22 protein-coding genes and 2 pseudogenes are annotated in these 25,829 nt (G+C 64.1%); 11 read left to right on the top strand and 13 right to left on the bottom strand.

Annotation, left to right across the window (positions count from 1 at the left end; all coding sequences use genetic code 11):
* The first annotated feature begins 6 nt into the window (after positions 1 to 6).
* The 3 genes from CXR02_RS19160 (at position 7) to CXR02_RS19150 (ending at position 4,883) form a co-directional block, all read left to right on the top strand.
* A complete protein-coding gene (locus tag CXR02_RS19160) occupies positions 7 to 276 on the top strand; it encodes an SHOCT domain-containing protein (RefSeq protein ID WP_219816451.1) in 270 nt (89 codons plus the stop codon).
* 291 nt (positions 277 to 567) lie between these two features.
* Complete coding sequence (locus CXR02_RS19155) at positions 568 to 1,740, top strand: phenylacetate--CoA ligase family protein (RefSeq protein WP_258061127.1); 1,173 nt, start codon at positions 568 to 570, stop codon at positions 1,738 to 1,740.
* Positions 1,737 to 4,883, top strand: a complete 3,147-nt coding sequence (locus CXR02_RS19150) for an HAD-IA family hydrolase (RefSeq protein ID WP_104063429.1) — start codon at positions 1,737 to 1,739, stop codon at positions 4,881 to 4,883. The genes CXR02_RS19155 and CXR02_RS19150 overlap by 4 nt, the downstream gene beginning before the upstream one ends.
* Positions 4,884 to 4,931: 48 nt before the next feature.
* Here the strand turns inward: CXR02_RS19150 and CXR02_RS19145 are convergent, their stop codons facing one another.
* Positions 4,932 to 5,384 (bottom strand): universal stress protein, encoded by a 453-nt coding sequence (locus CXR02_RS19145; RefSeq protein ID WP_104063428.1) that lies wholly within the window; start codon positions 5,382 to 5,384, stop codon positions 4,932 to 4,934.
* A gap of 153 nt (positions 5,385 to 5,537) precedes the next feature.
* Here CXR02_RS19145 and CXR02_RS19140 point away from each other — a divergent pair.
* From CXR02_RS19140 to CXR02_RS19130, 3 genes and pseudogenes are all read left to right on the top strand, one after another.
* Positions 5,538 to 8,138 (top strand): annotated as a pseudogene (locus CXR02_RS19140) (cation-translocating P-type ATPase); the annotation flags it as partial.
* A gap of 132 nt (positions 8,139 to 8,270) precedes the next feature.
* Complete coding sequence (gene ppsA, locus CXR02_RS19135; RefSeq protein WP_104063469.1) at positions 8,271 to 10,655, top strand: phosphoenolpyruvate synthase; 2,385 nt, start codon at positions 8,271 to 8,273, stop codon at positions 10,653 to 10,655.
* Positions 10,652 to 11,228: pseudogene (locus CXR02_RS19130) on the top strand (6-phosphofructokinase). The gene ppsA and the pseudogene CXR02_RS19130 overlap by 4 nt, the downstream one beginning before the upstream one ends.
* Positions 11,229 to 11,247: 19 nt before the next feature.
* Here CXR02_RS19130 and CXR02_RS19125 read toward each other — a convergent pair.
* Entirely contained in the window at positions 11,248 to 11,670 is a 423-nt protein-coding gene (locus tag CXR02_RS19125) for an Hsp20/alpha crystallin family protein (RefSeq protein ID WP_104063468.1), read from the bottom strand.
* Between the two features lie 166 nt (positions 11,671 to 11,836).
* Here CXR02_RS19125 and CXR02_RS19120 point away from each other — a divergent pair, with 166 nt between their 5' ends.
* Positions 11,837 to 12,301, top strand: coding sequence for a pyridoxamine 5'-phosphate oxidase family protein (locus tag CXR02_RS19120; RefSeq protein ID WP_104063427.1), 465 nt, complete (start codon positions 11,837 to 11,839; stop codon positions 12,299 to 12,301).
* Here the strand turns inward: CXR02_RS19120 and CXR02_RS19115 are convergent.
* The 9 genes from CXR02_RS19115 to CXR02_RS19075 form a co-directional block, all read right to left on the bottom strand.
* Positions 12,298 to 14,772, bottom strand: coding sequence for an HAD-IC family P-type ATPase (locus CXR02_RS19115; RefSeq protein WP_258061126.1), 2,475 nt, complete (start codon positions 14,770 to 14,772; stop codon positions 12,298 to 12,300). The genes CXR02_RS19120 and CXR02_RS19115 overlap by 4 nt on opposite strands.
* Positions 14,773 to 15,303 (bottom strand): flavodoxin domain-containing protein, encoded by a 531-nt coding sequence (locus CXR02_RS19110; RefSeq protein ID WP_104063426.1) that lies wholly within the window; start codon positions 15,301 to 15,303, stop codon positions 14,773 to 14,775.
* The gene (locus tag CXR02_RS19105) at positions 15,300 to 15,758 is read right to left on the bottom strand and encodes a flavodoxin domain-containing protein (RefSeq protein ID WP_104063425.1); all 459 of its coding nucleotides are present in this window, start codon (positions 15,756 to 15,758) and stop codon (positions 15,300 to 15,302) included. Before CXR02_RS19105 ends, CXR02_RS19110 begins: the two co-directional genes overlap by 4 nt.
* Positions 15,755 to 16,810 (bottom strand): zinc-dependent alcohol dehydrogenase family protein, encoded by a 1,056-nt coding sequence (locus CXR02_RS19100; RefSeq protein WP_104063424.1) that lies wholly within the window; start codon positions 16,808 to 16,810, stop codon positions 15,755 to 15,757. Before CXR02_RS19100 ends, CXR02_RS19105 begins: the two co-directional genes overlap by 4 nt.
* 121 nt (positions 16,811 to 16,931) lie before the next feature.
* A complete protein-coding gene (locus tag CXR02_RS19095; RefSeq protein ID WP_104063423.1) occupies positions 16,932 to 17,807 on the bottom strand; it encodes a universal stress protein in 876 nt (291 codons plus the stop codon).
* Positions 17,794 to 18,312 (bottom strand): universal stress protein, encoded by a 519-nt coding sequence (locus CXR02_RS19090; protein ID WP_104063422.1) that lies wholly within the window; start codon positions 18,310 to 18,312, stop codon positions 17,794 to 17,796. Before CXR02_RS19090 ends, CXR02_RS19095 begins: the two co-directional genes overlap by 14 nt.
* On the bottom strand, positions 18,296 to 18,763 hold the full coding sequence (locus tag CXR02_RS19085; RefSeq protein WP_104063421.1) for a universal stress protein: 468 nt from the start codon (positions 18,761 to 18,763) through the stop codon (positions 18,296 to 18,298). The genes CXR02_RS19090 and CXR02_RS19085 overlap by 17 nt, the downstream gene beginning before the upstream one ends.
* A gap of 76 nt (positions 18,764 to 18,839) precedes the next feature.
* Complete coding sequence (locus CXR02_RS19080) at positions 18,840 to 19,844, bottom strand: zinc-dependent alcohol dehydrogenase family protein (protein ID WP_104063420.1); 1,005 nt, start codon at positions 19,842 to 19,844, stop codon at positions 18,840 to 18,842.
* Between the two features lie 7 nt (positions 19,845 to 19,851).
* Positions 19,852 to 20,319, bottom strand: coding sequence for a pyridoxamine 5'-phosphate oxidase family protein (locus CXR02_RS19075; RefSeq protein ID WP_104063419.1), 468 nt, complete (start codon positions 20,317 to 20,319; stop codon positions 19,852 to 19,854).
* Positions 20,320 to 20,391: 72 nt separating this feature from the next.
* Here CXR02_RS19075 and CXR02_RS19070 point away from each other — a divergent pair, with 72 nt between their 5' ends.
* A complete protein-coding gene (locus tag CXR02_RS19070) occupies positions 20,392 to 22,221 on the top strand; it encodes a GAF domain-containing protein (protein WP_308470703.1) in 1,830 nt (609 codons plus the stop codon).
* 3 nt (positions 22,222 to 22,224) lie between these two features.
* Here CXR02_RS19070 and CXR02_RS19065 read toward each other — a convergent pair whose 3' ends face one another.
* A complete protein-coding gene (locus CXR02_RS19065; RefSeq protein ID WP_104063417.1) occupies positions 22,225 to 22,908 on the bottom strand; it encodes a response regulator transcription factor in 684 nt (227 codons plus the stop codon).
* Between the two features lie 81 nt (positions 22,909 to 22,989).
* Between CXR02_RS19065 and CXR02_RS23305 the strand changes: the two genes are divergently transcribed.
* Both CXR02_RS23305 and CXR02_RS23235 read left to right on the top strand, forming a co-directional pair.
* Positions 22,990 to 23,310 (top strand): MBL fold metallo-hydrolase, encoded by a 321-nt coding sequence (locus tag CXR02_RS23305; RefSeq protein WP_368784604.1) that lies wholly within the window; start codon positions 22,990 to 22,992, stop codon positions 23,308 to 23,310.
* 416 nt (positions 23,311 to 23,726) lie between these two features.
* Positions 23,727 to 24,098, top strand: coding sequence for an MBL fold metallo-hydrolase RNA specificity domain-containing protein (locus CXR02_RS23235; protein WP_146072567.1), 372 nt, complete (start codon positions 23,727 to 23,729; stop codon positions 24,096 to 24,098).
* A gap of 34 nt (positions 24,099 to 24,132) precedes the next feature.
* Here the strand turns inward: CXR02_RS23235 and CXR02_RS19055 are convergent, their stop codons facing one another.
* Positions 24,133 to 24,774, bottom strand: coding sequence for an NADPH-dependent F420 reductase (locus CXR02_RS19055; RefSeq protein WP_104063416.1), 642 nt, complete (start codon positions 24,772 to 24,774; stop codon positions 24,133 to 24,135).
* 156 nt (positions 24,775 to 24,930) lie between these two features.
* Between CXR02_RS19055 and CXR02_RS19050 the strand changes: the two genes are divergently transcribed.
* Entirely contained in the window at positions 24,931 to 25,812 is an 882-nt protein-coding gene (locus tag CXR02_RS19050) for a universal stress protein (protein ID WP_104063415.1), read from the top strand.
* Positions 25,813 to 25,829: the final 17 nt, after the last annotated feature.

The raw sequence follows: 25,829 nt of genomic DNA, 5'->3' as shown, positions 1-25,829 counted from the left end.
CTCGAAATGATGTTTTGGAACGGGAATATGGGCGGCTGGGGCTACTTCCTTATGGTTATCAGTTTTGTGTTGTTCTGGGGCGCTGTCATCGCCGCCGTCGTTCTCCTGGCCCGTGCCCTCGGACCAGGCAACCGGGGCCGCGACACTGAAGCCACCCCCGGCTCAGGCCCTGGCCATGCCGAGGATCTGCTGGCCGAAAGGTTTGCCCGCGGAGAAATCGACGAGACTGAATACACCTCCAGGCTCTCCGTTCTCCGACGCGGACCCAACAGATGAGGCGTAGCGTTTCCCACCCCAAATCGCCTGGCCTGCCGGGACGCCGGTCCCGCGGCCGCCCGTGCCGGCCGGCAGCTGCCCGGTGACCGTGACATGGACCTTCGCCTCGTGTCCCGGGTACTCTTCCTTCGGGCCGCATGGCGGCCGCGGGACCACTGGGATACCGCCCGCATCGGGGATCACCAGCAGCGGGCCCTTAGGGAACTGCGGAACGCTGCATATAAAAGATCGGCGTTCTATCGCCGCCACCACGCCGGACTTTTTGATACACCTCTGGATCAGCTGCCGCCGGTGACCAAAGCGGACCTGATGGAGAACTTTGACGACGCCGTCACCGTCCCTGGACTCAGACTTGCACTGCTTGAGGATCATCTGCGGTCGCTGACGCAGGATGGGGGAGACCCCGGGATACCGTCGAAGGGACGCTGGTGGGCGGCAGCGACAGCCGGAACCACCGGGCGGCGCGGAACCTTCCTTTGGGGCCGCTCTGAGTGGGCCACCGTCCTCGCCTCCTATGCCCGGGCCTATGACTGGGCCGGAATCCCTGCGGGCCTCAGCCGGCCCCTGAAAGTGGCTCTGGTCAGTTCCCTCGTGCCCACCCACCAGTCCGCGGTAGTCGGCGCGTCGCTCCGTTCCGCACTGGTCCCCACGCTCCGCCTCGACGTCACCGCCACGATGCAGGAGACCGTGGCGGCGTTAAAGGGCTTCCAGCCCCGTGTGCTCGTCGGCTACGCCTCGGGCCTGTTGCCCCTCGCCGCCGAACAGCTCGCCGGCCGCCTCCGCATCTCCCCCCAAGGGGTGATGTCCGCCTCTGAGGTGCTGACCCCGCAGGCGGCCGCGGAACTTGAAGCGGCGTGGGGAACGGCCCCCTTCGATGTCTATGCCGCGACCGAAACGGCTGGAATCGCTTCCCCCTGCCGGTACCGGAACCGCCACGTCTACGAGGACCTGCTCATCGTCGAAGCCGTAGACCAGGCCGGCGCTGCCGTGCCGCCCGGAACCACCGGAGCCAGGATCCTGGTCAGCGTCCTGTTCTCCCGGACCCTGCCCCTGATCCGTTATGAGATGTCCGATTCCATCAGCCTGGGCGGCCGCGGCTGCCCCTGCGGACGGTCCTTCACCCTGCTGGAAGGTATTGAAGGGCGGCTTGAGGACATCTTGCACTTGCCCGGCAGGCAGGGCACGGTCAACATCCACCCCAATGTGTTCCATCATGTCCTGGATCAGGCCGCCCCCTCCGGATGGCAGGTTATCCAGGAACCTGCCCGGTTGCGGATTCTGCTCGCCGGAGTCACTCCGGGGAGCACCACTGAGAGCATCCGGGCAGACGTGGAAGGCGCACTCACCGCCGCGGGCGCTGCCCCTATTCCGCTTGAGGTGGGGGTAGTTGAACAGCTGGAACGGACACCGCTGGGCAAGGCACCGTTCGTGCGCGCCTTGGTGGAAGGCAAGGACCGGAGATGACCACGTCACCCACCGCTTCCGCGGCACTGTCCCGTTTTGACGCAGTCATCTTTGACCTGGACGGCGTCGTGACGGACACAGCGTCTGTCCATGAGGCGGCGTGGAAGCAGCTCTTCGACGAGGTCCTGGGCGATCCGCGGATTCCGTCGGAAGCCAGAAAGGACTCTTTCACCGGCGGTGATTACCTGAATTACGTGGATGGCAGGCCCCGGGAAGACGGCGTGACATCCTTCCTGGCGTCCCGGGGCGTCACCCTGCCCGCGGGCAACCGTGCGGACGCGGCTGGAAGCTGGTCAGTTCACGGCCTGGCCAAACACAAGGACCAGCTGTTCAAAGAGCGGCTGGAACGCGACGGCGTCAGGTCCTTTCCGGGAACGGTTGCGCTCATAGAAAGACTGCGCTCGGAACGGATCCCCGTGGCTGTGGCCACGTCAAGCCGCAATGCATCCGCCGTCCTGGCGGCGGCAGGCCTCTCGGGCTCATTCGACCTCGTCATGAACGGCGTCATCGCCGGGGAGCTGGGACTTCCAGGTAAACCCGACCCCGCGGTGTTTCTCGATATCGTCCACCGTTTAGGAGTCGCACCAGCCCGCGCGGTGGTGATCGAAGATGCCATAGCCGGTGTGGAAGCGGCGCGCCGCGGCGGCTTCGGCCTGGTCGTGGGCATCGACCGGGCGGACCGGAGAGTCGAACTGGAGGCGGCAGGTGCCGACGTCGTACTGACTGATGTGAGCCAATTGGATCTCGGCCGTGTCCTCACCGACCCGTGGCGTCTCATCTATGAAGGCTACGATCCCGCCCACGAAGGCCATAGGGAGTCGCTGACGACGCTCGGAAACGGCTATCTGGCCGTCCGCGGCGCAGCTCCCGAGAGCACAAAAAGCGAGGTCCACTATCCGGGAACGTACCTTGCCGGTGTCTACAACCGCCTGGTGAGCAGGGTGCAGGACCAGGATGTCGAGGACGAGCACATGGTGAACGCGCCCAACGCTCTGGTGCTGGACCTCCGGCTGGACGGAACGGACTGGTGGTCCCGGGGCGGCCTGAAAATTCACCGGGAACGGCGGGTGCTCGACATGCGCAGGGCCACCCTTGAAAGGGATGTGATGCTGGAGGCGCCCGACGGGCGGCGAATGTCAGTGGGCCAACGCAGGCTCGTGTCCATGGCCCAACCACACCTGATGGTGCTGGAAACAACTTTGACGGCTCTGGGCTGGAGCGGGTCCGCAGTGATCCGCAGTGGAGTGGACTGCGGCATCACCAACGAGAACGTACCGGAGGACGCGCTGCTGGCCCACCAACATCTGGTCAGGCTGGAAGTACCGCACCCTGCTGAACCGATCCCGATAGTTGAAGTGGAAACCAGCCAAAGCCACATCAGGATCGCCACCGCGTTGCGCACGGAAATCTCCGGACAGACCGGCAACGGCGATCCCGGTGAGGAGGAGGGGGTCAGTTACAGAACCTGGGAATTGCGGCTGGCCGACGCCGAGCCGGTGGTGGTCACCAGGACTGCGGCCATGTTCACCTCCCGCGACCGGGCAGTTTCCTCGCCGGCACTGGCGGCGGGGAACGTCCTCAGGACCGCCAGCCACAACTTTGAGCAATTGCTCTCCGAGCACGAGGACGCCTGGCGAAGGCTGCTGGGCCTGTTCGCCATCGATATCGACGGCGGCCCGCAGGTGCAGCTGATCCTGAACCTCCATGTTTTCCATCTGCTCCAGACGCTCAGCCCGCACACCGCTGAACTGGACGCGGGCGTGCCCGCGCGCGGGCTGCACGGCGAGGGCTACCGTGGCCACATCTTCTGGGACGAGCTCTTTGTACTGCCCCTGCTCACCTCCAGGATGCCCTCCGTGGCGCGCTCCGTCATCAACTACCGGTGGCGCAGGCTCCCGGCGGCCAGGGAGGCCGCCGCAGCAGCTGGACTCCGCGGAGCGCTTTTCCCCTGGCAGAGCGGAAGTGACGGGAGGGAGGAGACTCCCCACTGGCTCTTCAACCGGCGTTCCGGCCGGTGGGTACCTGATTATTCGCATCTGCAGCGGCACGCGGGCCTCGCTGTCGCGTTCAACGCGTGGCAGTATTACCTGGCCACCCAGGACAGGGAATGGCTCCTGCGCCACGGCGCCGAACTGATTCTCGAAGTGGCGCGGCTCGTCGCGTCCATGGCGGAATACGACCAGGAAACGGACCGGTTCCATCTCCGGGGAATCATGGGTCCGGATGAGTATCACACCGGCTACCCGGACCTCGGCGCAGGGCTCAGCGATAACGCGTACACAAACGTCATGGCCGCATGGGTTTGCGCACAGGCCTGCGGGATCATGTCCCTGCTCCACGGTCACGACCTTGAGGACCTCCAGGCACGCCTCATGCTGGACCGCTCGGAAATCGCGGAGTGGCTGCACGTCAGCAAACGGATGTTCGTGCCGTTCCACGACGGCATCATCAGCCAGTTCGCCGGCTACGAAGACCTGCAGGAACTGGACTGGGAGCACTACCGGAACGCCTACACCAACATCGAACGCCTGGACCTCATCCTCGAGGCCGAGGGAGACAGCACAAACCGGTACAGGCTGGCCAAGCAGGCTGACGTGCTGATGCTGCTCTACGTCCTGGGCGAGAAGGAACTGACGCTCTTCCTGGCCGGCCTGGGCTATGACGTGTCCGCCACGCAGCTTGAAAAGACGGTCGACTACTACCTGGCACGCACGGCGCACGGCTCCACCCTTAGCCGGGTGGCCCACGCCTCAGTGCTGGCGGCAAGGGATCCGGACCGGGCGTGGAGTACCTTCCGTGAAGCGCTCAGTGCCGATCTTGACGACACGCAGGGAGGCACCACACGGGCAGGCATCCACCTTGGTGCCATGGCGGGAACCATCGACGTGGTGCAGCGGAGCTTCGCCGGCCTCAGGATTACCAGTGACGCGCTCCTTTTCGCTCCGAAGATGCCCAAGGGAATAAGAACGGTCAGTTTCCATGTCCGCTACCGGGACCATTTGCTCGCAATCAGCCTCGAGCACGGGAAGCTGACCGTCTCTGCAGCTCCCGGTGACGCCCCCGCCATCTGCCTGCAGGTCGGCCCCGAACGTGTCTTTCTGGGCCCGGGCGAGACACGGCAATTTCCGCTTGCTTCAGGCTGAAGAAAAGACAAGGGACGACGGCGGGGCTCACCAACGGACCGGACTCACCTACGTGCCGGGTTCTTCCAGCCGGGGCGGGTGCACCACGAGGACAGGACAGTGCGCGTGGGAAACGCAGGCGGCGCTGACTGATCCGAGCAGCAGGCCGGCGAAACCGCCATGCCCGCGGCGTCCCACTACCAGCAGGGACGCGCCCCTGCTTCCCTCAACCAACGACGTGCGTGCCGATCCGTGGACGAGCCTGGCACTGACATTGCGTGGACGTTCGGGGCCAAAGGCTTTCGCGAGTGCCTGCTCCAGATGCTCCTCAGCCTCGTGTGCGAACCCTTCCACTCCCATGGTCAGGTACCCTTCATAACCCACCGGATACTCCCAGCATCCCCACGCTTCCAGACGGGTCCCCAGGGCCTGCGCCAAGCGGAACCCCAGGCTCAGCGCTTCGATGGATGCGTCAGAACCGTCAACGCCGACGATGATCTTCTCCTCAGTGGCCTTGGCCATGATCCACTCCTCGAATGCCGTGCGTGCCGGGCTTCCTCAAAGCATGGTCCCGGCGGGTGAGGGCGAACAGGGTCCAAGGTCACGACGCCGGGCACGGGCCCCACGACCGTCCCGGATCCGCACCATGACCTTTGGCCCTAGACGGGGCCCCCCATGTGGGAAAGCCTGTCAACGAACCAGGCTTTACGCGAATTTGGAGTATCCATGCCGCAACGAGGGGATCCGCCGCGGTCCGGGCTGGACGCAACAGGTCTGAGTTCTGACCGGGCCGCAGCGTTGCTGAGGGAGTCCGGCCCCAACGTTCTCCCGCCCGCGAAGCCAGTGCCACAATGGCGGAAGCTCCTGGGCGAGTTGACGCATTTTTTTGCACTGATGCTCTGGTGCGCCGCCGCCCTCGCGTTCGTCGGAGGGCTGCCGCAGCTTGGCGTCGCCATCATCGTGGTGATCGTCGTCAACGGGATCTTCGCCCACGTCCAGCAGGAACGTGCCCAGCACGCCGCCGCAAAACTGCAGGGGCTGCTTCCCGCTGATGTTTCCGTCCGCCGGGATGGACACCTCCTAAGGGTCCACACCAGTGAACTGGTGCCGGGGGACGCCGTCGTCCTCACGGCGGGCGACAGGGTGCCGGCAGACGTCGTCCTGGCTGCTGCCTCCGGCTGTGCCGTGGATGAGTCCATGCTGACAGGCGAAAGTGAAGCCGTTCCCAAGGCCAGCGGGGACAGCGCCTGGGGCGGAACGTTCCTGGTCAACGGGGAAGCAGACGCCGTGGTGTCCCACACAGGCGGGGACACGAGGCTTGCCGGAATCGCCGCACTGACCAGCGGGACCGTCTCGCCGCCCACCCCGCTGGCCCGTGAACTGCGCCGCATCGTCCGGCTCATAGCAGCCGTGGCATTGGCCGTCGCAGGGTTCTTCTTCCTAGTGTCTTTGCTGGTGGGTATCCCCTGGCGCGACGCTTTCCTCTTCGCCATCGGCGTTGCCGTTGCCCTGGTCCCTGAGGGGCTCCTGCCCACCGTCACGCTTTCGCTGGCGATGGGGGCCCAACGGATGGCGGCCCGGAACGCGTTGGTACGCAACCTGGAGGCCGTGGAAACCCTGGGGTCCACCACTTTCATCTGCACCGACAAGACAGGAACCCTGACGCAGAACCGGATGAATGCCGTCGAAGTCTTTACCGCCGACGGCCGTGTGAAGGTGACGGGGGAGGGTTACCAGCCGCATGCCGACATCGAGGGAACCGCGGTCACCGCGGCCACTAGAACTGCGCTCGCGGCCCGGGCAGCCTCGCAGGGCAGGGCTGTCCTCCACGGAACTGAGTGGAGGACCGAAGGGGATCCGATGGAAGCTGCCATCGATGTCCTGGCGCGCCGCCTGACCGGGTCCGCTCCGGAAGATGCGAAACCTGCGCGACGGTTCGCTTTTGATCCACGCCGTCGCCGGGAGTCGGCCATTATGGGCGCGACCCTCTTCGTGAAAGGGGCGCCGGAATCGGTTCTGCCGCTCTGCGGAGGATCAGCAGGTGCCTCGGCCGAAGAAGTTGAAGCGATGGCTTCGCGGGGGCTGCGGGTCATAGCAGTCGCTGTCCGGGAACTGCCAGGTCCAGTGCAGGACTGGCTGGCCCGCCCTCCCGAGGAGACCGAAGTGAACCTTACCTTGCTGGGGCTGATAGCCCTCCACGATCCGCCCAGGCCGGATGTGGCCGAGGTGATCCGGACAGCGCGCGAAGCAGGAATCAAGGTCGGGATGATCACGGGCGACCATCCCGCCACCGCGGCTGCCATAGCCCGGGAAATCGGCCTGATGGGATCACCTGAACTGGTTCTAGAAGGATCGCAGTTTCCTGAGGACGAACAGATCTTGGGCGCTTTGCTCGACCGGGACGGCATTGTGGTGAGCCGAGTCTCCCCGGAACAGAAGCTGCGTGTGGCCAAGGCGCTGCAAAGCCGCGGCCACGTGGTCGCCATGACAGGTGATGGCGTCAACGACGGTCCCGCGCTGCAGGAAGCCGACATCGGGGTGGCGATGGGACGCAGCGGAACCGACGTTGCCCGTGAAGCTGCCGATCTGGTGCTCCTGGACGACCACTTCGCTACGATCGTCGCGGCCATCGAACAGGGCCGGGCCACGTACTCCAATATTCACCGGTTCCTGACCTACCACCTGACGGACAACGTTGCCGAACTGACACCGTTCGTCATCTGGGCTTTGTCCGGCGGCCAGTTTCCCCTCGCCCTCGGCGTCCTTCAGATCCTCGCCCTCGATATCGGCACGGATCTGCTTCCCGCGCTCGCCCTTGGCGGTGAGCCGCCAGGAAAGGGCGTGCTGAAACGGCCACCCGAAAGACGGCACCTGATGGACCGGCGACTGATGTTCCGGGTCTTCTGCGTGCTGGGCCCTGTGGAAGCCCTCATGGAAATGACTGCTTTTTCCGTGGTGCTGTTCGGCGGCGGGTGGGTACGCAGAGACCCGCAAAGCTCCGATCTGGTGATGGCGGCGTCCGGCGCCGCCTTCACCGCCGTCGTGCTTGGCCAGCTGGCCAATGCCTTCGCCTGCCGCAGCGCCACCCTGCCGCCCTGGAAGCAGGGCTGGCTCACCAATCGCCTGCTGCTGTGGGCCGTACTGGCGGAAATCGCCGCTTTGACGGTGTGCCTGTACGTGGTTCCTGTTTCCGCCGTACTTGGACACCTCCCGCCGCCGCTCCTGGGATTCGGCGTTGCCGCTTTGGCTGTTCCGGCGGTGCTGGCAACGGACTGGGGTTACAAGAAGCTACGACGGCGGGGAATTAAGCCGGTCGGCACCCCTCCCGTGCCGGAGTCCGCAGGACCAAAGCCTCTGCTGCTGCCGTTACTCACCCGGGAGGATCGAGCCATGAAGGCAAGAACAACGATGACTGACGTTCACGTGGTGTGGCTGGAAGACGTAGGAATGGGCGATGTGCCCAGTGTGGGAGGTAAGAACGCATCGCTGGGCGAGCTGAGCCGCTCCCTGCTGAGTTCGGGCGTCCGGGTACCGGAGGGCTTCGCCACCACAGCCTCCGCCTACCGGGCGTTCATCGCAGCGAACGCCATCGAACCCGGGATCCGTGCTTCAATCGATGACTACCGGGCGGGCCGGACCAGCCTGCGGGAAGCCGGCGAAACCATCCGGGAGCTCATCCTTGAAGGACAGTTTCCGCCTGACATCGCCGCCGACATCAGGGAACACTACCGGGCCCTGTCACAGCGGAGAGGGCAGGACCGGGCTTCGGTCGCCGTGCGCAGCAGCGCCACGGCAGAGGACCTTCCGGACGCGAGCTTCGCTGGCCAACAGGAGACCTTCCTTAACGTCGCCGGCGAGCGCGAGCTGATGGATGCCTGCAGGCGGTGCTATGCCTCCCTGTTCACCGACCGGGCCATCAGCTACCGGGAAATCAAGGGGTTCGACCATCTGGACGTGGCGCTGTCCATCGGCGTGCAGAGGATGGTGCGTTCAGACCTTGGGGCATCCGGAGTCATGTTTTCCATCGACACAGAGTCGGGTTTCCCGCGCAGCGTCCTGATCAGCGCCGCGTGGGGGCTGGGGGAAACGGTGGTCCAAGGTACGATCAACCCCGACAAGTACCAGGTTTTCAAGCCGCTGCTGTCCAGCGCACAATTTATACCCATCATCGAGAAAACGATCGGTTCGAAAGAACGGAAGATGATTTACAGCCGGGGCGGGCACGCGCGCACCAGGACAGTCGACACAACAGGACTGGAGCGGCGCTCCTTTGTTCTCAGGGATTCCGAGATTCTGGTCCTCGCGCGCTGGGCTGTGGCGGTGGAGGACCACTACGGCTGTCCTATGGACATGGAGTGGGCCAAAGACGGGTCCACCGGCGAACTCTTTATGGTCCAGGCTAGGCCGGAGACGGTTCAGGCGCGGCGCAGCGGGTCCGTTTTCCGCATCTACCACCTCCGCGAATCAGGCCCCCGGCTTGCTTCCGGTGCCGCGATCGGTGAATCGATCACACACGGCTCCGCCTGTGTGGTCCGGGACGCCCGGGACATCGACAAATTCCGGGACGGCGCCATCCTGGTAACCCAAATGACCGACCCCGACTGGGTTCCCATCATGCAGCGCGCCGCTGGCATCGTCACCGACCACGGCGGCCCCACGAGCCATGCAGCCATCGTGAGCAGGGAACTAGGCGTGCCCGCGGTGGTGGGGACAGGAAACGGCACGTCCGTCCTTGAGGAGGGAATGCCCATCACGCTGTCCTGCGCGGGCGGTGAAGACGGGGAGGTCTACGACGGCACCCTCGCTTTCGACGTCGAAGAGGTTGACCTCGGCACGCTGCCGGAGACCCGGACAGCTGTCATGGTCAACATCGCGAGCCCTTCAGCCGCCTTCCAGTGGTGGCGCCTGCCCGCAGCAGGCGTGGGCCTGGCCCGGATGGAATTCATCATCAGCAACCTCATCCGGATCCATCCCATGGCGCTGGTACATCCTGAACGGGTCACAGACTTCGGCGAGGCTGCACGCATCAGGGAGCTCACACACGGCTACAGCGACCTGCGGGAGTACTTCGTTGACGTCCTCGCCACGGGCATCGCTAAGATCGCGGCGCCTTATCACCCGCACCCGGTGATCGTCAGGCTCAGCGACTTCAAAAGCAACGAATACGCACACCTGATCGGAGGTGGCTCCTTCGAAGTCGCCGAAGAAAATCCCATGTTGGGCTTCCGCGGGGCTTCACGCTACTACGACCAACGCTACCGGGAAGGATTCGCCCTGGAATGCCGGGCACTAAAAAGGGTGCGCGAGGAAATCGGATTCTCCAACGTCATTGTCATGGTTCCGTTCTGCCGCACCCTCCACGAGGCAGACCTGGTGATCAACGCCATGGCAGAAAACGGCCTGGTACGTGGTGAGGAGGGACTACAGATCTACATGATGTGCGAGATCCCCTCGAACGTCATCCTCGCGTCGGAATTCGCCCGGCGCTTCGACGGCTTCTCCATCGGTTCCAATGACCTAACACAGCTTGTCCTGGGGGTTGACCGCGACTCCGAACAGCTGGTGGGTCTTTTTGACGAGAGGGACGAAGCAGTGAGGTCGATGATCGCCCAGGTCATCGGCAAGGCGCATGCAGCCGGGATCAAAATCGGTATCTGCGGCCAGGGCCCGAGCAACCACCCGGACTTCGCGGAGTTCCTGGTGAAGGAGGGCATCGACTCCATTTCGCTGAACCCCGACACCTACCTCAAGACGGTTCCGGTGATCGCCGCGGCCGAGAACCAGCAAAGATGACCAGGCTTGGCATCCTGACCAGCGGCGGGGACTGCCCCGGACTAAATGCCGTGATCCGCGGAGCCGTGCTGAGCGGCTTCATTTCCCACGGGTATGACTTCGTTGGGTTCCGGGACGGGTGGAGAGGGGTACTGGAAGGGGATGTGCTGCCTTTGCCCAGGCATGCCGTACGGGGAATTGCCCATCTCGGTGGCACAGTCCTTGGCACGTCACGGACCAATCCGCTCATGGCAGGCGGAGTGGAACCGGTGCGCGAAAGCCGACGCCGACTTGGCATCGATGGACTGGTCGCCATCGGCGGAGAGGGAACCCTGGCGGCGGCGCAGGAACTGTCAAACCAAGGAATCAACGCTGTGGGAGTTCCAGCGGGGTGGCGCCCGCATTGCCTTTGACCGGGTGCTGGCTACCCGACTGGGGATGGCAGCGGTGGATTCAGCGGCCGCCGGTCGTTGGGGGACCATGGTCTCCCTGCGCGGTACCAACATCGTTAACGTCGGATTTGACGCTGCGCTGGGCCGGCTCAAAACCGTTCCAGAGGACCGTTACCGGGAAGCAGCGGTCCTCTTCGGCTGATCGGTGGCCGGCCCTGCAGTTAGCCGCGCGTTATCTCGATCTTCCTCGAAGGGGGCTGCGGTGCGGCCGTCGGCACCGGTGTCCGCACCTCGAGTACCCCGTCCTTGTAGGAAGCAGTGATGTCCTCCTGTTGAACGCCATCGGGCAAAGCGAGCCTCCGGACGAATGAACCATAACGGAACTCCGAACGGTAGCTGTCCGCGTCTTTCTGCTCGGACTTCTCCCTGCGCTCGGCCTTGATCTCAAGGGCGCCGTCAACGATCGTCACGCTGACGTCCTTGTCCGGATCGATCCCAGGCAGTTCGGCCCGGACCACCAGGGTATTGCCGTCAACCGATTCTTCGACGCGGATCCCCGACGCCGCGGTGTCACCTTCGAAAAGTCTTTCAATCATCTCGACGGGGGAGCGCCGGGTATCAAACCATTTCATCAGATCAGCCATGTCTGCCTCCTTGCTCAGATGACTGTCGGGGCATGATGCGCCCGACTCCTTAAGAGTCGGGCAAAGGGCCGGGAGGACCCAGAGGCTTTGGTCCTGATTGCCCGGCAAGGCTGCGCTGATGGTGCGCTTCGAGGAGAGCTGGGACGGGAGGGCTAGGATCAGGTGCATGAGCAGCTCCCCTTCGGAATCCCACACGGAAGTCCTCGCCCCGGCTGACTGCTGGAAGTACCTGAAATCCTCCTATATTGGGCGGCTGGCCCTGCTCAACGGTGCGGTCCCCGAGATCTTTCCCTTGAACTTCATGATTATCGGAGAAGCGGTGGTTTTCCGCACGGCGCCGGGCACGAAACTCCGTGCCCTCCTCACCGGCGCCGCCGTGGCCTTTGAGGCGGACGGGATGAACGCCTACGCCACTGAAGTCTGGAGCGTTGTGGTCAAGGGAATGCCGGGGCCGTTTGACGGAGATTTGGCGACCCTCCACGACGCCGGTCCTGACCGCGAACCCTGGCAGCCCGGGCTCAAAGAGCATCTCATCCAGATTGTCCCCGCGGAGGTCTCCGGGCGAAGGTTTGCGGTTTCGCCGCGCACGCGCTGGTGGCCGCCGCAGGACTTTGCAGCGGACTGGCTCTAGGGCCGCGCAGCTGAGGGCCGCGTCACCTTCTCCGGTCCATCGACGCGGTACCGCCGTGTGTGGTATCTGCTCAGCGCCAGGACCCCAAGGATACCGACGGCGGCGGAGCCAATGGCGACAGCTGAGAGCTCCGTCGGAGGCCATTCGAGCATAAAGAAATCCTGCAGGAAGGGAACGGTCATCAGCAGGACCAGACCGAGGCACATAGCAGCGATGATGGCCAGGCGCAGGGTGCTGACGGGACGGCTGACAGCCGCCAGCACACTCAGGGCAACCAGGGACAGCGTCATTACCGAGGCTGTGCGGTTCGCTTCAGCGCTGAAGCCGCCCGCCGCCGCGGAATACACCTGCACAACCAGGAGCGCCGTCGTGACGATGATTCCGGCTGGGACCGCCATGGTCAGTGACCGTTTCAAGAATCCGGGCCGGTAGCGGCGGGGGTTACTCATCAGGGCCAAAAAGAACGCAGGGATGCCGATCGTGAGCCCGTCGGTGGCTGAGAGCTGCCGGGGCAGGAACGGAAAACTCCACATCAGCGCTCCGAACGCCACGGACAGGGCCACGGCGTACATCGTTTTGCTCAGGAACAGCACCGAGACCCGCTCAATATTGGCGATGACCTGCCGGCCCTCCGCGAGGACGGCCGGAAGCCGGTCGAAGCGCCCGTCCAACAGCACGATGCGGGCCACCGCTTTAGTGGCCGGCGCCGCCGTGTCCATGGCGATGCCGATATCCGCTTCCTTCAACGCCAGCGCGTCATTGACGCCATCGCCCGTCATGGCGACGGTGTGGCCCATTCTCTGCAGCGCCAAAACCATGTCCTTCTTCTGTTCGGGCGTGACGCGGCCGAACACGGAAAAGTGATCCAGCGTTTCCTCCATCAGGTGAGGGTCTGAGGGCAGGTGCCGTGCGTCGTAGCCCTCGCCGACGTCGACCCCCACCTCACGGGCCACCGACGTGACCGTCCGGTGGTCATCGCCGGAGAGGATCTTCACGGCAACGCCCTGCCGGCGGAAATAGGACAGGGTCTGGGCCGCATCCGGGCGGACCTTTTCCCGGAACGTCACGAGCATGGTTGCTGTAAGCCCCGCTGGCAGCTGCACGTCGTCTGGATCCCCTGTGGGCACAACGTCCTGCGAGTAAGCCAATACCAGCGTGCGCAAACCCGCCGAGGCGAGACGGCGGGACTTTGCCAGGACGTCACTGGTGGCTCCGCTGTTCTCCTGCAGCACCATCTCGGGTGCACCAAACACCCACGTTCCCGCGGCAGGGTGAGGCGGCTGAAAACCCGCAGCGCTCCACTTCCTGGCGGAGGAGAAAGGCACGACGGCGGCCGGGGCCCGGTTGCCGTCAAAGGCGAAGCTGCCCGCCAGGCAGCGGGCTGTGGCGTTGGCATGTGGGTCTGCGCCGAACCAGCCCAATGCCTCCCTCCAGCCTCGGGCAGGGGTCTGCCCGGCCGGGTGGACGCCGTCGAAAACCACCGTACCCTCGGTGAGCGTTCCGGTCTTGTCGATGCACAGCACGTCTACACGGGCAAGCCCCTCCACGGCCGCGAGCTCCTGTACCAGCACGTTCTGGCGGGCCAGCCGCACACCCCCGACGGCGAAGGCAACGCTGGTCATCAGTACCAGGCCCAGGGGGATCATGGCGATGGCCCCGGCCACGGCGCCAACGACCGCTTCCACCCACGCCCCGGTGCGGAAAGCCGCCTCCCAGCCGCCCGCTGCCTGCATCTGGCCGTTGGTGACGATCGCCACGACGGGCAGGAGGGCCCAGCTGATCCAGTGCAGGACGCGGTCGATCCCGTTGCGGATCTCGGAATTGACCAGGGAGAAACGTTTAGCTTCCGCCGTAAGCCGGCTCGCGTATGAATCGGCCCCCACGGCAACCACCCGCGCCCTGCCCTGGCCGGCCGTGATGGTGGACCCGGAGAGCACTGTCGAGCCCGGGTCCTTGTCCACGGCTTCTGACTCACCCGTGAGGAGGGACTCGTCAACTTCCAGGCCAGTGTCGTCGACGATGACGGCGTCCGCCACCACCTGGTCGCCCGCCTGCAGAACGGCGATGTCACCCAGGACCACGTCCGCGACGGCAATTTCCTGGACCCGGCCATCGCGGAGCACCCGGGCGGCGGGGGCATCCATGACAGCCAGCCGGTCAAGCAGCCTCTTGGCCCTGAACTCCTGGACCACGCCGATGACTGCGTTGCTCAGTGCGGCGAAGCCAAAGAGCGCGTCCTGCCACTGCCCGAGCAGCAGCAACAGCAGGAAGCAGCCGCCGACGATCCCGTTGAACAGGGTCAGCACGTTGGCCCGGACAATCTGCCGGAGGGTTCTGCTCGAGTTGTCCGGGACACCGTTGGCCAGCCCCGCCAGCGCTCGTTCTGTTACATCCCCCGCGGAGAGACCGGATCCTGCGGGAGCATCAGCCCCGGGCGGATAGGGTGCCGCTGCCGAGCCCACGCGGCTCACTCAGGGTGACGCCAGGGCCGCGCCGAGCGTCTTTCCCCATTCGCGCGCCCGGTCCAGTTCACCTGGCAAAAGCTGGTTGGTGTTATCGACGAGGAAGCTCGCAGGCTTGGCGACGAGCTCAAAGCCATGTTGCCTGAGCCGTTTCGCGATTCCCTTGGACGCGTGACCGGTCAGCAGTTCATTGCCCTCCAGCCGCGTGTCGAAAGCGGCCGCTTTCCCTGTCGTCTTGTCCAAGGCATCGAACCAGGACCGCAAGCCCGGCCCTCCCGCCGCGGCGTCCGGAACCAATCCCTTCTCCGGGTGTTCAAGGGCGTCTTTGACTGCCAGTTCCCACATCGGCTTCCTGCTCATGCCGTGGATGTGCGTCGGACCGCCCACCACCAGGAGGTCCGTGGCCGTGGGCTGGGTCTTGCCGGCCTCCTCGACGGACATCACGTGCGGTTCGGCCACCCCTTCCAGCCCTTGGGCTATGGCATCGGCGATGGCGTGTGTGTTGCCGTACAGGGATTCGTACACGATGGCTGCCTTCATGGTGTTGCCTTCCGCTCCAGTGCCGTGGCGAGCTTCTTCGCCCAACTGGCTGCTTTTTCAAGTTCCCCGCTCCGGAGGGGCCCTTCTGTGCCCTGGACGTAGAACGGGGTGGGATCAGAAATGATGTTGGCGCCACCCTCCCTGAGCAGTTTGGTGATCTTCTTGGCCGCGTCGCCGTGGATAAAGAAGCGGACGCGCGTGTCGAATGCTGCGGCGTTGATGCCCTTGAGCTTGTCACCGCCCAGTTGGGCCAGCAGTTCCGTAATTTTCGGTGTCGGACGCCAGCCGTTGATGGGGGAGCCAACCACAAGAAGATCGTCTTCTTCGAGATTCTGTGGGTTGAAGTCCGTCACGGAAACCGCTGCAGCGCCGAGAGGTTTGAGGCCTTCTACGACGGCTTCCGCAACTGCCTTGGTGTTCCCGTAGGCGGAGTCGTAAACAACGTAGCCTTTCATGCGGTGATCACGACTTTCAGGGCGTGCGTCTCCGCGGCCCGGGCGAAGGTGTCGTAGGCGTCCATGAACTGGTCAAAACGGAAGCGGTGTGTCGCGAACTTTTCTGCCGGCAGCTTGTTTTGTGCGACAAGCTTCAGCAGCATCGGGGTGGTGTTGGCGTTCACGAGTCCCATGCTGATGTTGATGTTCTGGATCCAGAGGTTCTCCACATGGAGTTCCACTGACTTGCCGTGCACACCAACATTGGCCACGTTCCCGCCCGGCCGGACGATCTCCGTGCACATGCTGAACGTCGCGGGAATGCCCACTGCCTCGATCGCCACGTCCACGCCCTGGCCGTCGGTCAGGGCCAGCACCTGTTCCTTCCAGCCGGCGTCGCCTGACAGGACGATGTTGGTGGCGCCGAACTCCCGGGACTTCTCCAGGCGGTTGGCATCAAGGTCGATGGCGATGATCGTCGCCGCTCCGTAGAGTCCGGCGGTGGCGATTGCTGCCAGCCCGACCGGACCTGCGCCGACCACGGCCACCGCGTCGCCGGGCTTGACCCGCCCGTACTGCACTCCGATTTCGAAGCCCGTGGGGAGGATGTCAGAGAGCATGACGGCCTGCTCGTCGCTAACCCCGGCCGGCAGCAGGTGCAGGGAGTTTTCGGCGTAGGGGACGCGCACGTATTCGGCTTGGGTGCCGTCGATCAGATGGCCGAAGACCCAGCCTATGCCCGGGGCACCCTCGTCACCCATGCAGTGTGAATAGAGGCCGCTCTTGCAGTTGGCGCAGTGACCGCAGGACTTGATGCAGGAGATGATGACGCGGTCGCCCGGTTTTAGGCTGGTCACTGACGAACCGACCTCGGTGATGGTGCCCACTCCCTCGTGGCCCAGAATTCTTCCTTCGGTCACGGCCGGGACATCGCCCTTGAGGATGTGCAAGTCCGTGCCGCAGATGGTGGTGGTGTCAACCTTGACGATGGCGTCGGATGGATTCCGGATCACAGGATCAGGCACTTCTGTCCAGGATTTCTTCCCGGGGCCTCCGTAGACGATAGCTTTCATAACCGTTCCTGCCTGTTGCTGATCATGGGTGCGCGGCGCGCGATGCTACTCCACCTCAACGATGGCGTCTCGTTGCCTCGGCCGTAAGGGACCAAGGTCCCGTAAAGTGCATGGCGGCGGCTCAGGTCGTCTGCTCGACCAACGTCCGGCCGGTCTCCCGTTGCTGCGAGATTAGGACAGGTGTGGTGGCGTGGTGAAGGACTGCATGGGCATTCGATCCGATGGTTCCTCGGAGGATCCCCTGGCCCTTGCTGCCGACGACGATGAGGGCGGCACCGCGGGCGGCATTGAGGAGCGCCCGCGGGACGGAAGGATCCTGTGCAACGTAATGGCTGGCGGTCACATCCGGAGCCTGGGTCCGAGCGCTGTCAAGAGCTGTCATGAGGAGACGACGGGCCGCTCCTTGGGTATTTCCGGTCTTAGTTGCAGCGCCGTCGTTGGGCCGGATGACGTGGATGATCGTCAGGTCCGCTCCCGTAGCCCGGGCAAGTGCACAGGCAAGGGCCAGGGCGCTTTCCGACCCGGATGAGTCAATTCCCACCACGATGCGCCCTTCTTTGTTGTTATCGAACCGGATGACCGCAACGGGACAGGAAGCGGTCGCCGCGAGTTCAAGGCTTACTGATCCGACGAGGAGCCCCATAAAGCCTCCGATCCCTCGGCTGCCAAGAACCAGCATCCGCGCATCCTCCGCGATCCGGCGGAGATGGGCTGCGGGAAGTCCGTACAGGAGGCTGCCGCGGATCCTTACCCGGGGCGCCACGGCCGCGGCCGCGGCTTTCCCTTCATCCAGGATGGCCTGGGCCTGATGTTGCAGGCCGCTTCCGGCTATGCCTTGTACGGGTCCGAGATCGTGGGTAAGCAGCGGCCATAGCGAGCAATGAATCACCTCCAACTCCCGCTCCAGGAGGGCTGCGTGCCGGGCCGCCCACCGCACAGCCAGGGCTGCCTCAGCCGACCCGTCGTACCCAACAACTATCCGGTCAGGCGCCGGCATGACTGGACCCGGCTTGGCCGCCCCCTGCCACGGAAGACTGCCCGGGAGCAACCAAAAGCCCTGCCGGCAGGTCTGTGCCGTGCGCGACCAGGACGGGGCACTTTGCATGCTGAGCCACCGTTGCGCTCACTGCCCCCAGCAGTAGCCCTTCAAATCCGCCATGGCCACGGCTGCCCACCACAACGATTTGCGCAGTCTGGCTTTCATGAACCAGCACCTTTGCTGTCTGGCCCTGGGAGGTGACCATTTCCAGTCCGGCTGGAGGGGCACCGCCGAATGCTTCGTCCACAGCAGCGGCACAGATTTTCTTTGCTTCCTCCTCGGGGCTCCAAAGAAGCGGGGTGAAGGTGCCGACTGCGATCTGGAACTGCCAGCAGGTTACGGCTCGGATGTGGGCCTTGAGCAGTGGGGCCAACGCGCCTGCCCAGCGGAGAGCCAGTATGGACGGGGCGCTTCCGTCCACTCCCACTACTACTGCTGCTGGCAGGTCAGCGGTTTCGTCCATGGTCTTCTTCGGCATCCTGGCTGACCACCAGCACAGGGCAGTGTGCATGGGCTGTACACGCTGCGCTGACGGAGCCCAGCAGTTGGCCAAGGAGCCCGCCGTGGCCACGCCGCCCCACCACGAGCAGTTGGGCGTTCCGGCTTTCGTCCACCAGCACTTTCGCCGGCGATCCCGATTTCACGGCTGTGGTGAGATGTTCTGGGCGCTCCGCGCCGTAGGCCCTGTCAATGGCCTGTGCCATGAGGCGTTTGGCAACGGCCTCGAGTTCAGCAGTGCTATCGATCTCTCCAGGCGGCAGGTGCGCGGGCAGGTAGAAATCTGAGAAGCCCAGACAGGTCACGACGTGCAATGGTGCGTTCAGCGCGGACGCCAAGCGCCCGGCGAGACGCAGCGCCGCGGTGGAATATTCGGAACCGTCGATTCCGACAAGGATGCGATCGTTATCACTCATGGCAGTACCTTCCTCCAGGTTCTGGCAGTAGCCTAGGGCCGAAGGTCACTGAAAGCACACACCTTCCGACGGCGCCTCAGGCCGGTCCCAGCAGCACTGCGGCGCCCGTGAAACGGTCCCGTGACAGGTCCAGCAACGCCTCGTCGGCCTTCGCCCACGGGTAGGAGACAGTCGACGGGCGAAGGGGAATCTTTTCGGCCAGCGCCAGGAATTCCCGGCCGTCGGCTCTGGTGTTGGCCGTGACACTGCGCAAGCGGCGCTCCTGAAAAAGGTCCTTTTGATAGTCCAAAACGGGGATGTCGCTTAAGTGGATGCCGGCGACGGCGAGGGTTGCGCCGCGGTCCAGGGACCGAAGCGCAACCGGCACCAGTCCGCCCGCAGGAGCGAAGAGGATGGCGGCGTCCAACAGCTCCGGCGGCTGGGCGTCAGCGGCCCCGGCGAACTGTGCCCCCAGCTCCAGGGCGAGCCTCTGTGCCGCCACCGACCGTGTCATGACATAGACGCTGGCACCTTCGTAGATTGCCATTTGCGCTGTGAGGTGGGCAGACCCGCCAAAGCCATAAATGCCGAGTTTGCCTCCCTGCGGGAGGCCGGATGAACGGAGCGCCCGGTAGCCGATGATTCCTGCGCACAGCAAGGGCGCCGCATGCTCGTTGGTAAATACCTCGGGTATCCGGTACGCGTAGTCCTCGTGGACGGTCATCAGCTCCGCGTAGCCGCCGTCGGTGTCCCAGCCGTTGAATGTCGGGGCCAGGCAGAGGTTTTCGGACCCGCGATGGCAGAAACGGCAGGAGCCGCAGGTACGGGCCAGCCAGGCTGCGCCCACACGGTCGCCGAGGCGGAACCTGGAGCTGCCAGCTCCTGACCCCGTCACCTCGCCAACCACTTCATGTCCGGGGATCCGCCGGAACCCGTGGGGCCGCAGGTCTCCTTCAGCAAGGTGGAGATCTGTGCGGCATACGCCACATGCAAGTACCGAGAGCAAGACCTCGCCCGGCCCCGGTGACGGATCGGGGCGATCGCCCATCCGCAAAGGGCCTGTCGCGATCGGACCGGGATTCTCAACCCACCATGCCCGCATGAACCGGCTATTCCAGTCCGGCGCGGGTGGCCTCATCCAGGGGTCCGCCCCAGGTCAGCGGCGCGGAAATCGTGAACCGCCGTCCACTGACACTCTCCGGGACAATACGGAGGAAATGGTCTTTGCGGCCCGTTTCCCAAGGGAACAGTAAGTGTCCGATGGAGTCCAGGACTTCGGGGGTCCTTTCAAGTGCTGTAGCCGGACCTTTCACGAGTACGCTCCAGGCCACGCCGCCGTCGGTGTCGGCACCGTCTGCTTCAAGGGCCACCTGCTGGCCCAGGGCGGATGCAAGCTTGGTGCCCGCACCCGTCCGGAAGACCAGCGATTCATGGTGGACCTTGTAGTTGATGGGAAAGATCTCGGGGTGGTCGCTCACCCACACGGCAAGGCGGCCTACCGAATCGCCTCGAAGCAACCGCCAGCACTCCTCAGCTGGCAGCACGGCGGTCTCCGGTATCGATGCATCTGTGGTCATGGCCAAGATCATACGGAGCAGTTGGCCCCCTAAATAGGGCACAAAGACCCCTTCTCAATCCCACGAGCATGGATGATCCTTCCATGGGGGAGTAGTCTTTGTGCACCGGCAGACCGGGCCACATGGATGTCTCCATCGAACAAAGCGGTTTCATTGAACCAGCCCACTCAACCGACCGGGACGGGTTCCCGGCTACCTGTTGCCGGCTCGCGGACCGACGAACTTCTTAGCGACTTTGTTGACCATGCCGGGGAGCTGGTAAGTGCCCAAGAGCGGATGCAGGGGCTTCTGAGTGCCGTTGTTGCCCTGGCTGAGGACCTGAGTCTGGAGGCTGTGCTGCATAGGGTGGTCAGCTCAGCTTGCCACCTCCTCCAGGCTGAATATGGAGCCTTGGGTGTGATTGGAAGCGACCGTGCCCTGAGTCATTTCATCACTGTGGGAATAGACGAGGAAGTCGCGCGTAAGATCGGCCCCCTCCCTACGGGACATGGCGTTCTGGGTCTGTTGATCCGCGATCCGAAGCCGCTGCGGCTGCACGATCTTAGCCAGCATCCGGATGCCTACGGGTTTCCCAGGAATCATCCGCCGATGAAATCTTTCCTCGGCGTGCCTGTCCGTGTGAGGGACGTTGTTTTCGGCAACCTTTACCTGACCCAAAAGAGGGGCGGCGACGATTTCACGGACGAAGACGAGGAGCTGGCCGAGGCACTTGCTGCAGCCGCCGGCGTCGCCATTGAAAACGCCAGGCTCTATGACGATGCCCGGCGAAGAACCGCATGGCTGCAGGCGTGCATGGATGTGACCAGCAAGATGATGGGCGACGGGGAATCGCCGGAGGACCAGGACGGGGGACTGGACCTGATCGCGGCCAGGGCACTCCGGGAGTCCAGTTCCGACCTTGCCCTCGTCCTGGTCCAGGAGGAGACTTCCAACTTGTACCGCATCGCGGGAGGCGCGGGAAACCTCGCTCCGCAGTGGGTTGGACGGCTTCTGTCGTTTGACTCTGTCGGAATAGACTCCGTCCTGGCTACGGGCAAGGCAGCTGTGATTGAAGACGCTTCGTCCGCTCTCGGTGGCGCGGAGAGGCTGGTTGAGGGCAGGCTGTTGGTCATAGACCTCAGCGCCCGCGGTACCCACTACGGGCTCTTGGTTCTCCAGCGTGAACATGTTGCCGGGACGTTCAGCCATACGGACATGGAAATGGGCACCGTGTTCGGTTCGCATGTGGCTCTTGCCCTTGAACTGGCCCGGGCGCACCGTATGCGGGAACAGATCGCCGTTTTCAGCGACAGGGACCGGATCGCCCGCGACCTCCACGACCTCGTCATTCAGCGCCTGTTCGCGGCGGGGCTCAGCATCCAAAGCCTCCGGCGTTACATGACCAGTGACTCGGCCGCCAGGACGATCCGGACTGTGACTGCGGAACTGGACGAGACCATCCGGGAGCTTCGGAACACCATCTACTCACTGAGCGACTCCGAGACCGGGAAGGAACTTCTCAGTAGCCGTGTCCTTCAAGCCGTTCGCACCGGCACGCAGTCGCTGCCTTTCGTTCCGCTCCTGACGCTGACGGGGGCAATCGACGCGATCCGGGACGAGGAAACTGCCCTGAACATTTTGGCTGTCATCACCGAAGGGCTGAGCAACGCTGTTCGCCACTCGGGAGCAGACACGATCCGCGTTTCGGTTTCCGTGGAGGACGGATTCGTCTGCGTCGTAATCCAGGACAACGGCACAGGATTGACGGTGCCTTCGCATGGCAACGGCAACGGACTGTCGCCTTCGCATGGCAACGGACTGTCGAACATGGAACACAGGGCCCGGACGCTGGGCGGTACTTTCGAGGTGTCCGGCTCCCCCGAGACGGGAACGGCATTGACCTGGAGGGCTCCGGTTTTTTGACGGCTACTGGTCAGGGGAGGAATGGTGCGCCATGTGGACCGCGGCCTGAGTCCGCCGCTCGAAACCCAGCTTCGCAAGCAGGGACGAGACGTAATTCTTCACCGTCTTTTCCGCCAGCAGCATGCGTTCGCCGATCTGGCGGTTCGTCAGGCCTTCACCGACCAGTTCCAGCACCCTGCGCTCCTGCCGGGTCAACGACGCGACCCTTGGGTCCACGCGCTTAGGTTCTGCCAGTCCCTGAATGATCATGGCTTTCAGGTCGGCATCAAACAGAGACTCACCCCTGGCAGCGCGACGCAGGGCACCGATCAGGTCCGAACCACCTATTTCCTTGAGAACGTACCCTGAGGCCCCGGCTAGGACCGCGCCCCGGAGGGCCTGCTCGTCGTCGTAGCTTGTAAGGATCAGGCAATTGATCGTTTCGTCCACTGAATGCACATCGCGGCAGACCTCAATGCCCGTCCCGTCCGGCAACCGGGCGTCAAGAATTGCCACGTCCGGGTGCAGTGCCGGAATGCGGCGTGCCGCTTCGGCGGCGGAGCCGGACATGCCGACGACGACGAATCCCTCGCTCTCCAGAAGGTCCTGGAGTCCCCGGCGGACCAGTTCATGATCATCAAGGATGAAGACCCTAATGCCGGTGTTGGGCGAGGCAACCCCGTGCTCTGATGCTGTAGTGGCGTTCATTCCTATCCCTTCCGTACCGCAGTTCCACGGGCAACGAGGGTGCCCTGCCTGCGTCTGACTCATTCTTTAGGAACAGCCAAGATGCCACAAGGGTCCAATGACCCGAACCGCTGGCGCCCGCTTCCTGGGGGCTACCGACACCGTGACGAGGTCCCGGGACCTCGTGGATTCGGGTGGACAGCGGATTCATATCGACTGTGGGTTGTTCCAGGGATCCAAACGCATCCGTGTCCGCAACTGGGCACCTTTCCCGTACCCCCGGCATCCATTGACGCAGCTCTGCTGACCCACGCCCACCTGGACCACACAGGCTACGTGCCAGCACTGGTCAGGAACGGCTTCCGGGGGCGAGTCCACGCTACTGCGGGCCACTACGGAACTGTGCACGCTCCTCCTGCCTGACAGCGGACACCTCCAGGAGGAGGAAGCACGCTACGCGGACCTGCACGAATATTCATCCCATCACCCCGCCGTCCCGGGTTACACAGCCGCGGATGCCGTGCGGTCCTTGAACAGCTCCGAGCCGCACGATTTTGACGCACCCCTCGATCTTGTTGGGGGCATTTAGGCCACTTTTGTGCCTGCAGGGCCCATCCTCCACTGATGCACGATCCCGGACATCCCCATTTATCTCAACGGCCCGATGGCTATCGACGCGCCGGGAATACCAAAGGTACTCCGACGAACACCGGCTTGCAGGAACGCGAGTACACAGAGATGTATCGGGTGGCCACCGCGACCCGGAGCGTGGATGGTTCCAAACTGCTGAACCTGCGCGGAGGCCCCACGGTGATCACTTCGGCGAGCGGCATGCTCACATGGGCGGGATCCTGCACCATCCGCAGTCCTACGGACCCGACCCAAGAAACGTGGTGGCGCTCAACGGATACCGGGCCGCGGGTACGGGTGGTGCCCCCGAGTCGAGCGGGGCGAGGCAGTTACGGATCTTCGGCCAGGACGTTCCCACCAAGGCCGAAGTCATTATGATGGACAGCCTTTCGGCGCATGCGGATTCCAATGAAATCGTCGAGTGGATTCGCGCAGCACACAAGCTCCCCCGCATGACGTATATCACCCACGGTGAGCCGGAAGAGTCTGACGCTTTGCGGGTTCGCGCCAGACGTGAATTGGGCTGGAATGTCCGGGTTCCTGAGCAGCTTGAAGCCGTATCGCTGAAACATGCCGGCTGACAGGCCCCCTGGAGGGATCGTCAGGCTCCGATCCCTAAGGAAATATCCTGAGCGCGGTGTCCCAGTTGAAGTGCCCATGCTCAGGGCTGACCTGCAGGCCCGTGACAACCAGCATGAAGGCTTCAAGTTCGCGCGAACGCCGAAGCGGTCCAACGTCGATGGGCCTCAGTCCTGCGGCCGCTGCCACCGCGCTGACTTTCTCTTTAGCGTGCTCCGAGTCGCCCGCGATGAACACGTCCAGATGTTGTCCCGCGACCTTTCCAGCCTCTAAGGTGGCAGGGAACGTGGTGTTGAACGCTTTCACCACATCTGCGCGTCCATTCAACAGGCGGGCTGTTTCTTCGGCTGCGGACGTGCCAGGCTCCGTGGTCAGCCGATCGAAGTTTGTGACGTCCACCGTGTTGCTGATATCCACCACGACACGTCCGTCAAGAAGATCACCGGTTTCCACGATGGCGTTGTGCACCTCCTTGTGCGGGATGGCCAGGAAGACTATCGCTCCTGTGATGGGCGCCCCGGTCAGGCCTCCCGTCGCGCCGGGTCCTAGGCTTTCGACCAAGTCCCGGGTCTTGGAGCCGTCTCGGCCAAGAACCTGTACCGGGTTGTTACCTCGCAGCATTGTCAGGGCGAGTGCGCGGGCCATGTGCCCGCTGCCGAGAATGGTGATGTTGGTCATGGTCTTCCTTAGACGGGCGGCTGTGCTCTGCATGTAGATCCAGTAAACACAGTTACCAGGTAGGGCAACAGGGACGAAGCCCCGGAACCAGACGGGGTGGGGGCTTAAGGCACTAGCCGTGCCGTGACTCAGGGAGACACTGGGTGAGGGGAAGTGATGAAAAGGGGGCAGGACTTGAAAGCGGACGAAGTCCTGGTAGGGGCCGATGGCTCCAGGACGGGCCAAGAGGCTGCGGACTGGGCTGCGCACAGAGCGAATGGACGAGGGCTTCGCCTGCATTTGGTGCGGGTGGTACCGGAACCTTCGTACTACAGGGTGCCGGCGCGGTACGGGGAGGCCGTGGTCGAGGCGGAGGCGCTGCTGGACCTGGAGCGTGACCGGGTGGCCGAGCGGCATCCCACGCTGCAGATCGTTACCAGCTGGCAGCCCGGCGAGCCGGAACACGTACTAAGCCTGTTGTCCGTTGGCGCCGAGATCGTGGTTCTCGGTTCGGACCGTTCAGCAGACAGGCGGGGGGAGGGATTTGGGTCGGTCAGCTTTCAGACGGCAATCATGTGTCGAAGTCCTGTCGCTGTCATTCCCGCTCCCAGGGTGGTGGGCCGAATCGGGGTGGTGGTTGGCATCGACGGGTCGGCTGACTCCGAGCTTGCCCTGAAGATGGCGGCGGAGGAGGCAAACCGGGCGGGGGAGGAACTGACAGTGCTGCATGCGGTGCCAAAAACGCTGACCTCAGCTGACGCGGTAGGCAGGATGGGATCCGATCACCGCCGTGAGCCTGATCCCCAGGCGCTTATCTCCGAAGCCGCCGGCAGCGTGCGGGAGAAATTTCCGGCGCTGACTGTTTACGAGGCGCTGGAATCGGACGACTCTCCCGCCGACGTGCTCATTCGTGCCGCAAGACAGGCAAGCCTGTTGGTGATTGGCTGCTGGGGACGGGGCGGACTTCGGAAGCCCATCGGATCCATCGCCGAAAAGGTTCTGATGCGGTTGCCTTGTCCCACCATCATCACCCGTCCTGCATCTGGACACGCCTCCTGATATCAGCCACCGGTCAA

Source organism: Arthrobacter sp. 4R501 (genome assembly GCF_002929755.1).
Classification (GTDB): domain Bacteria; phylum Actinomycetota; class Actinomycetes; order Actinomycetales; family Micrococcaceae; genus Arthrobacter.
This window is presented reverse-complemented; position numbering and strand designations above follow the sequence as displayed.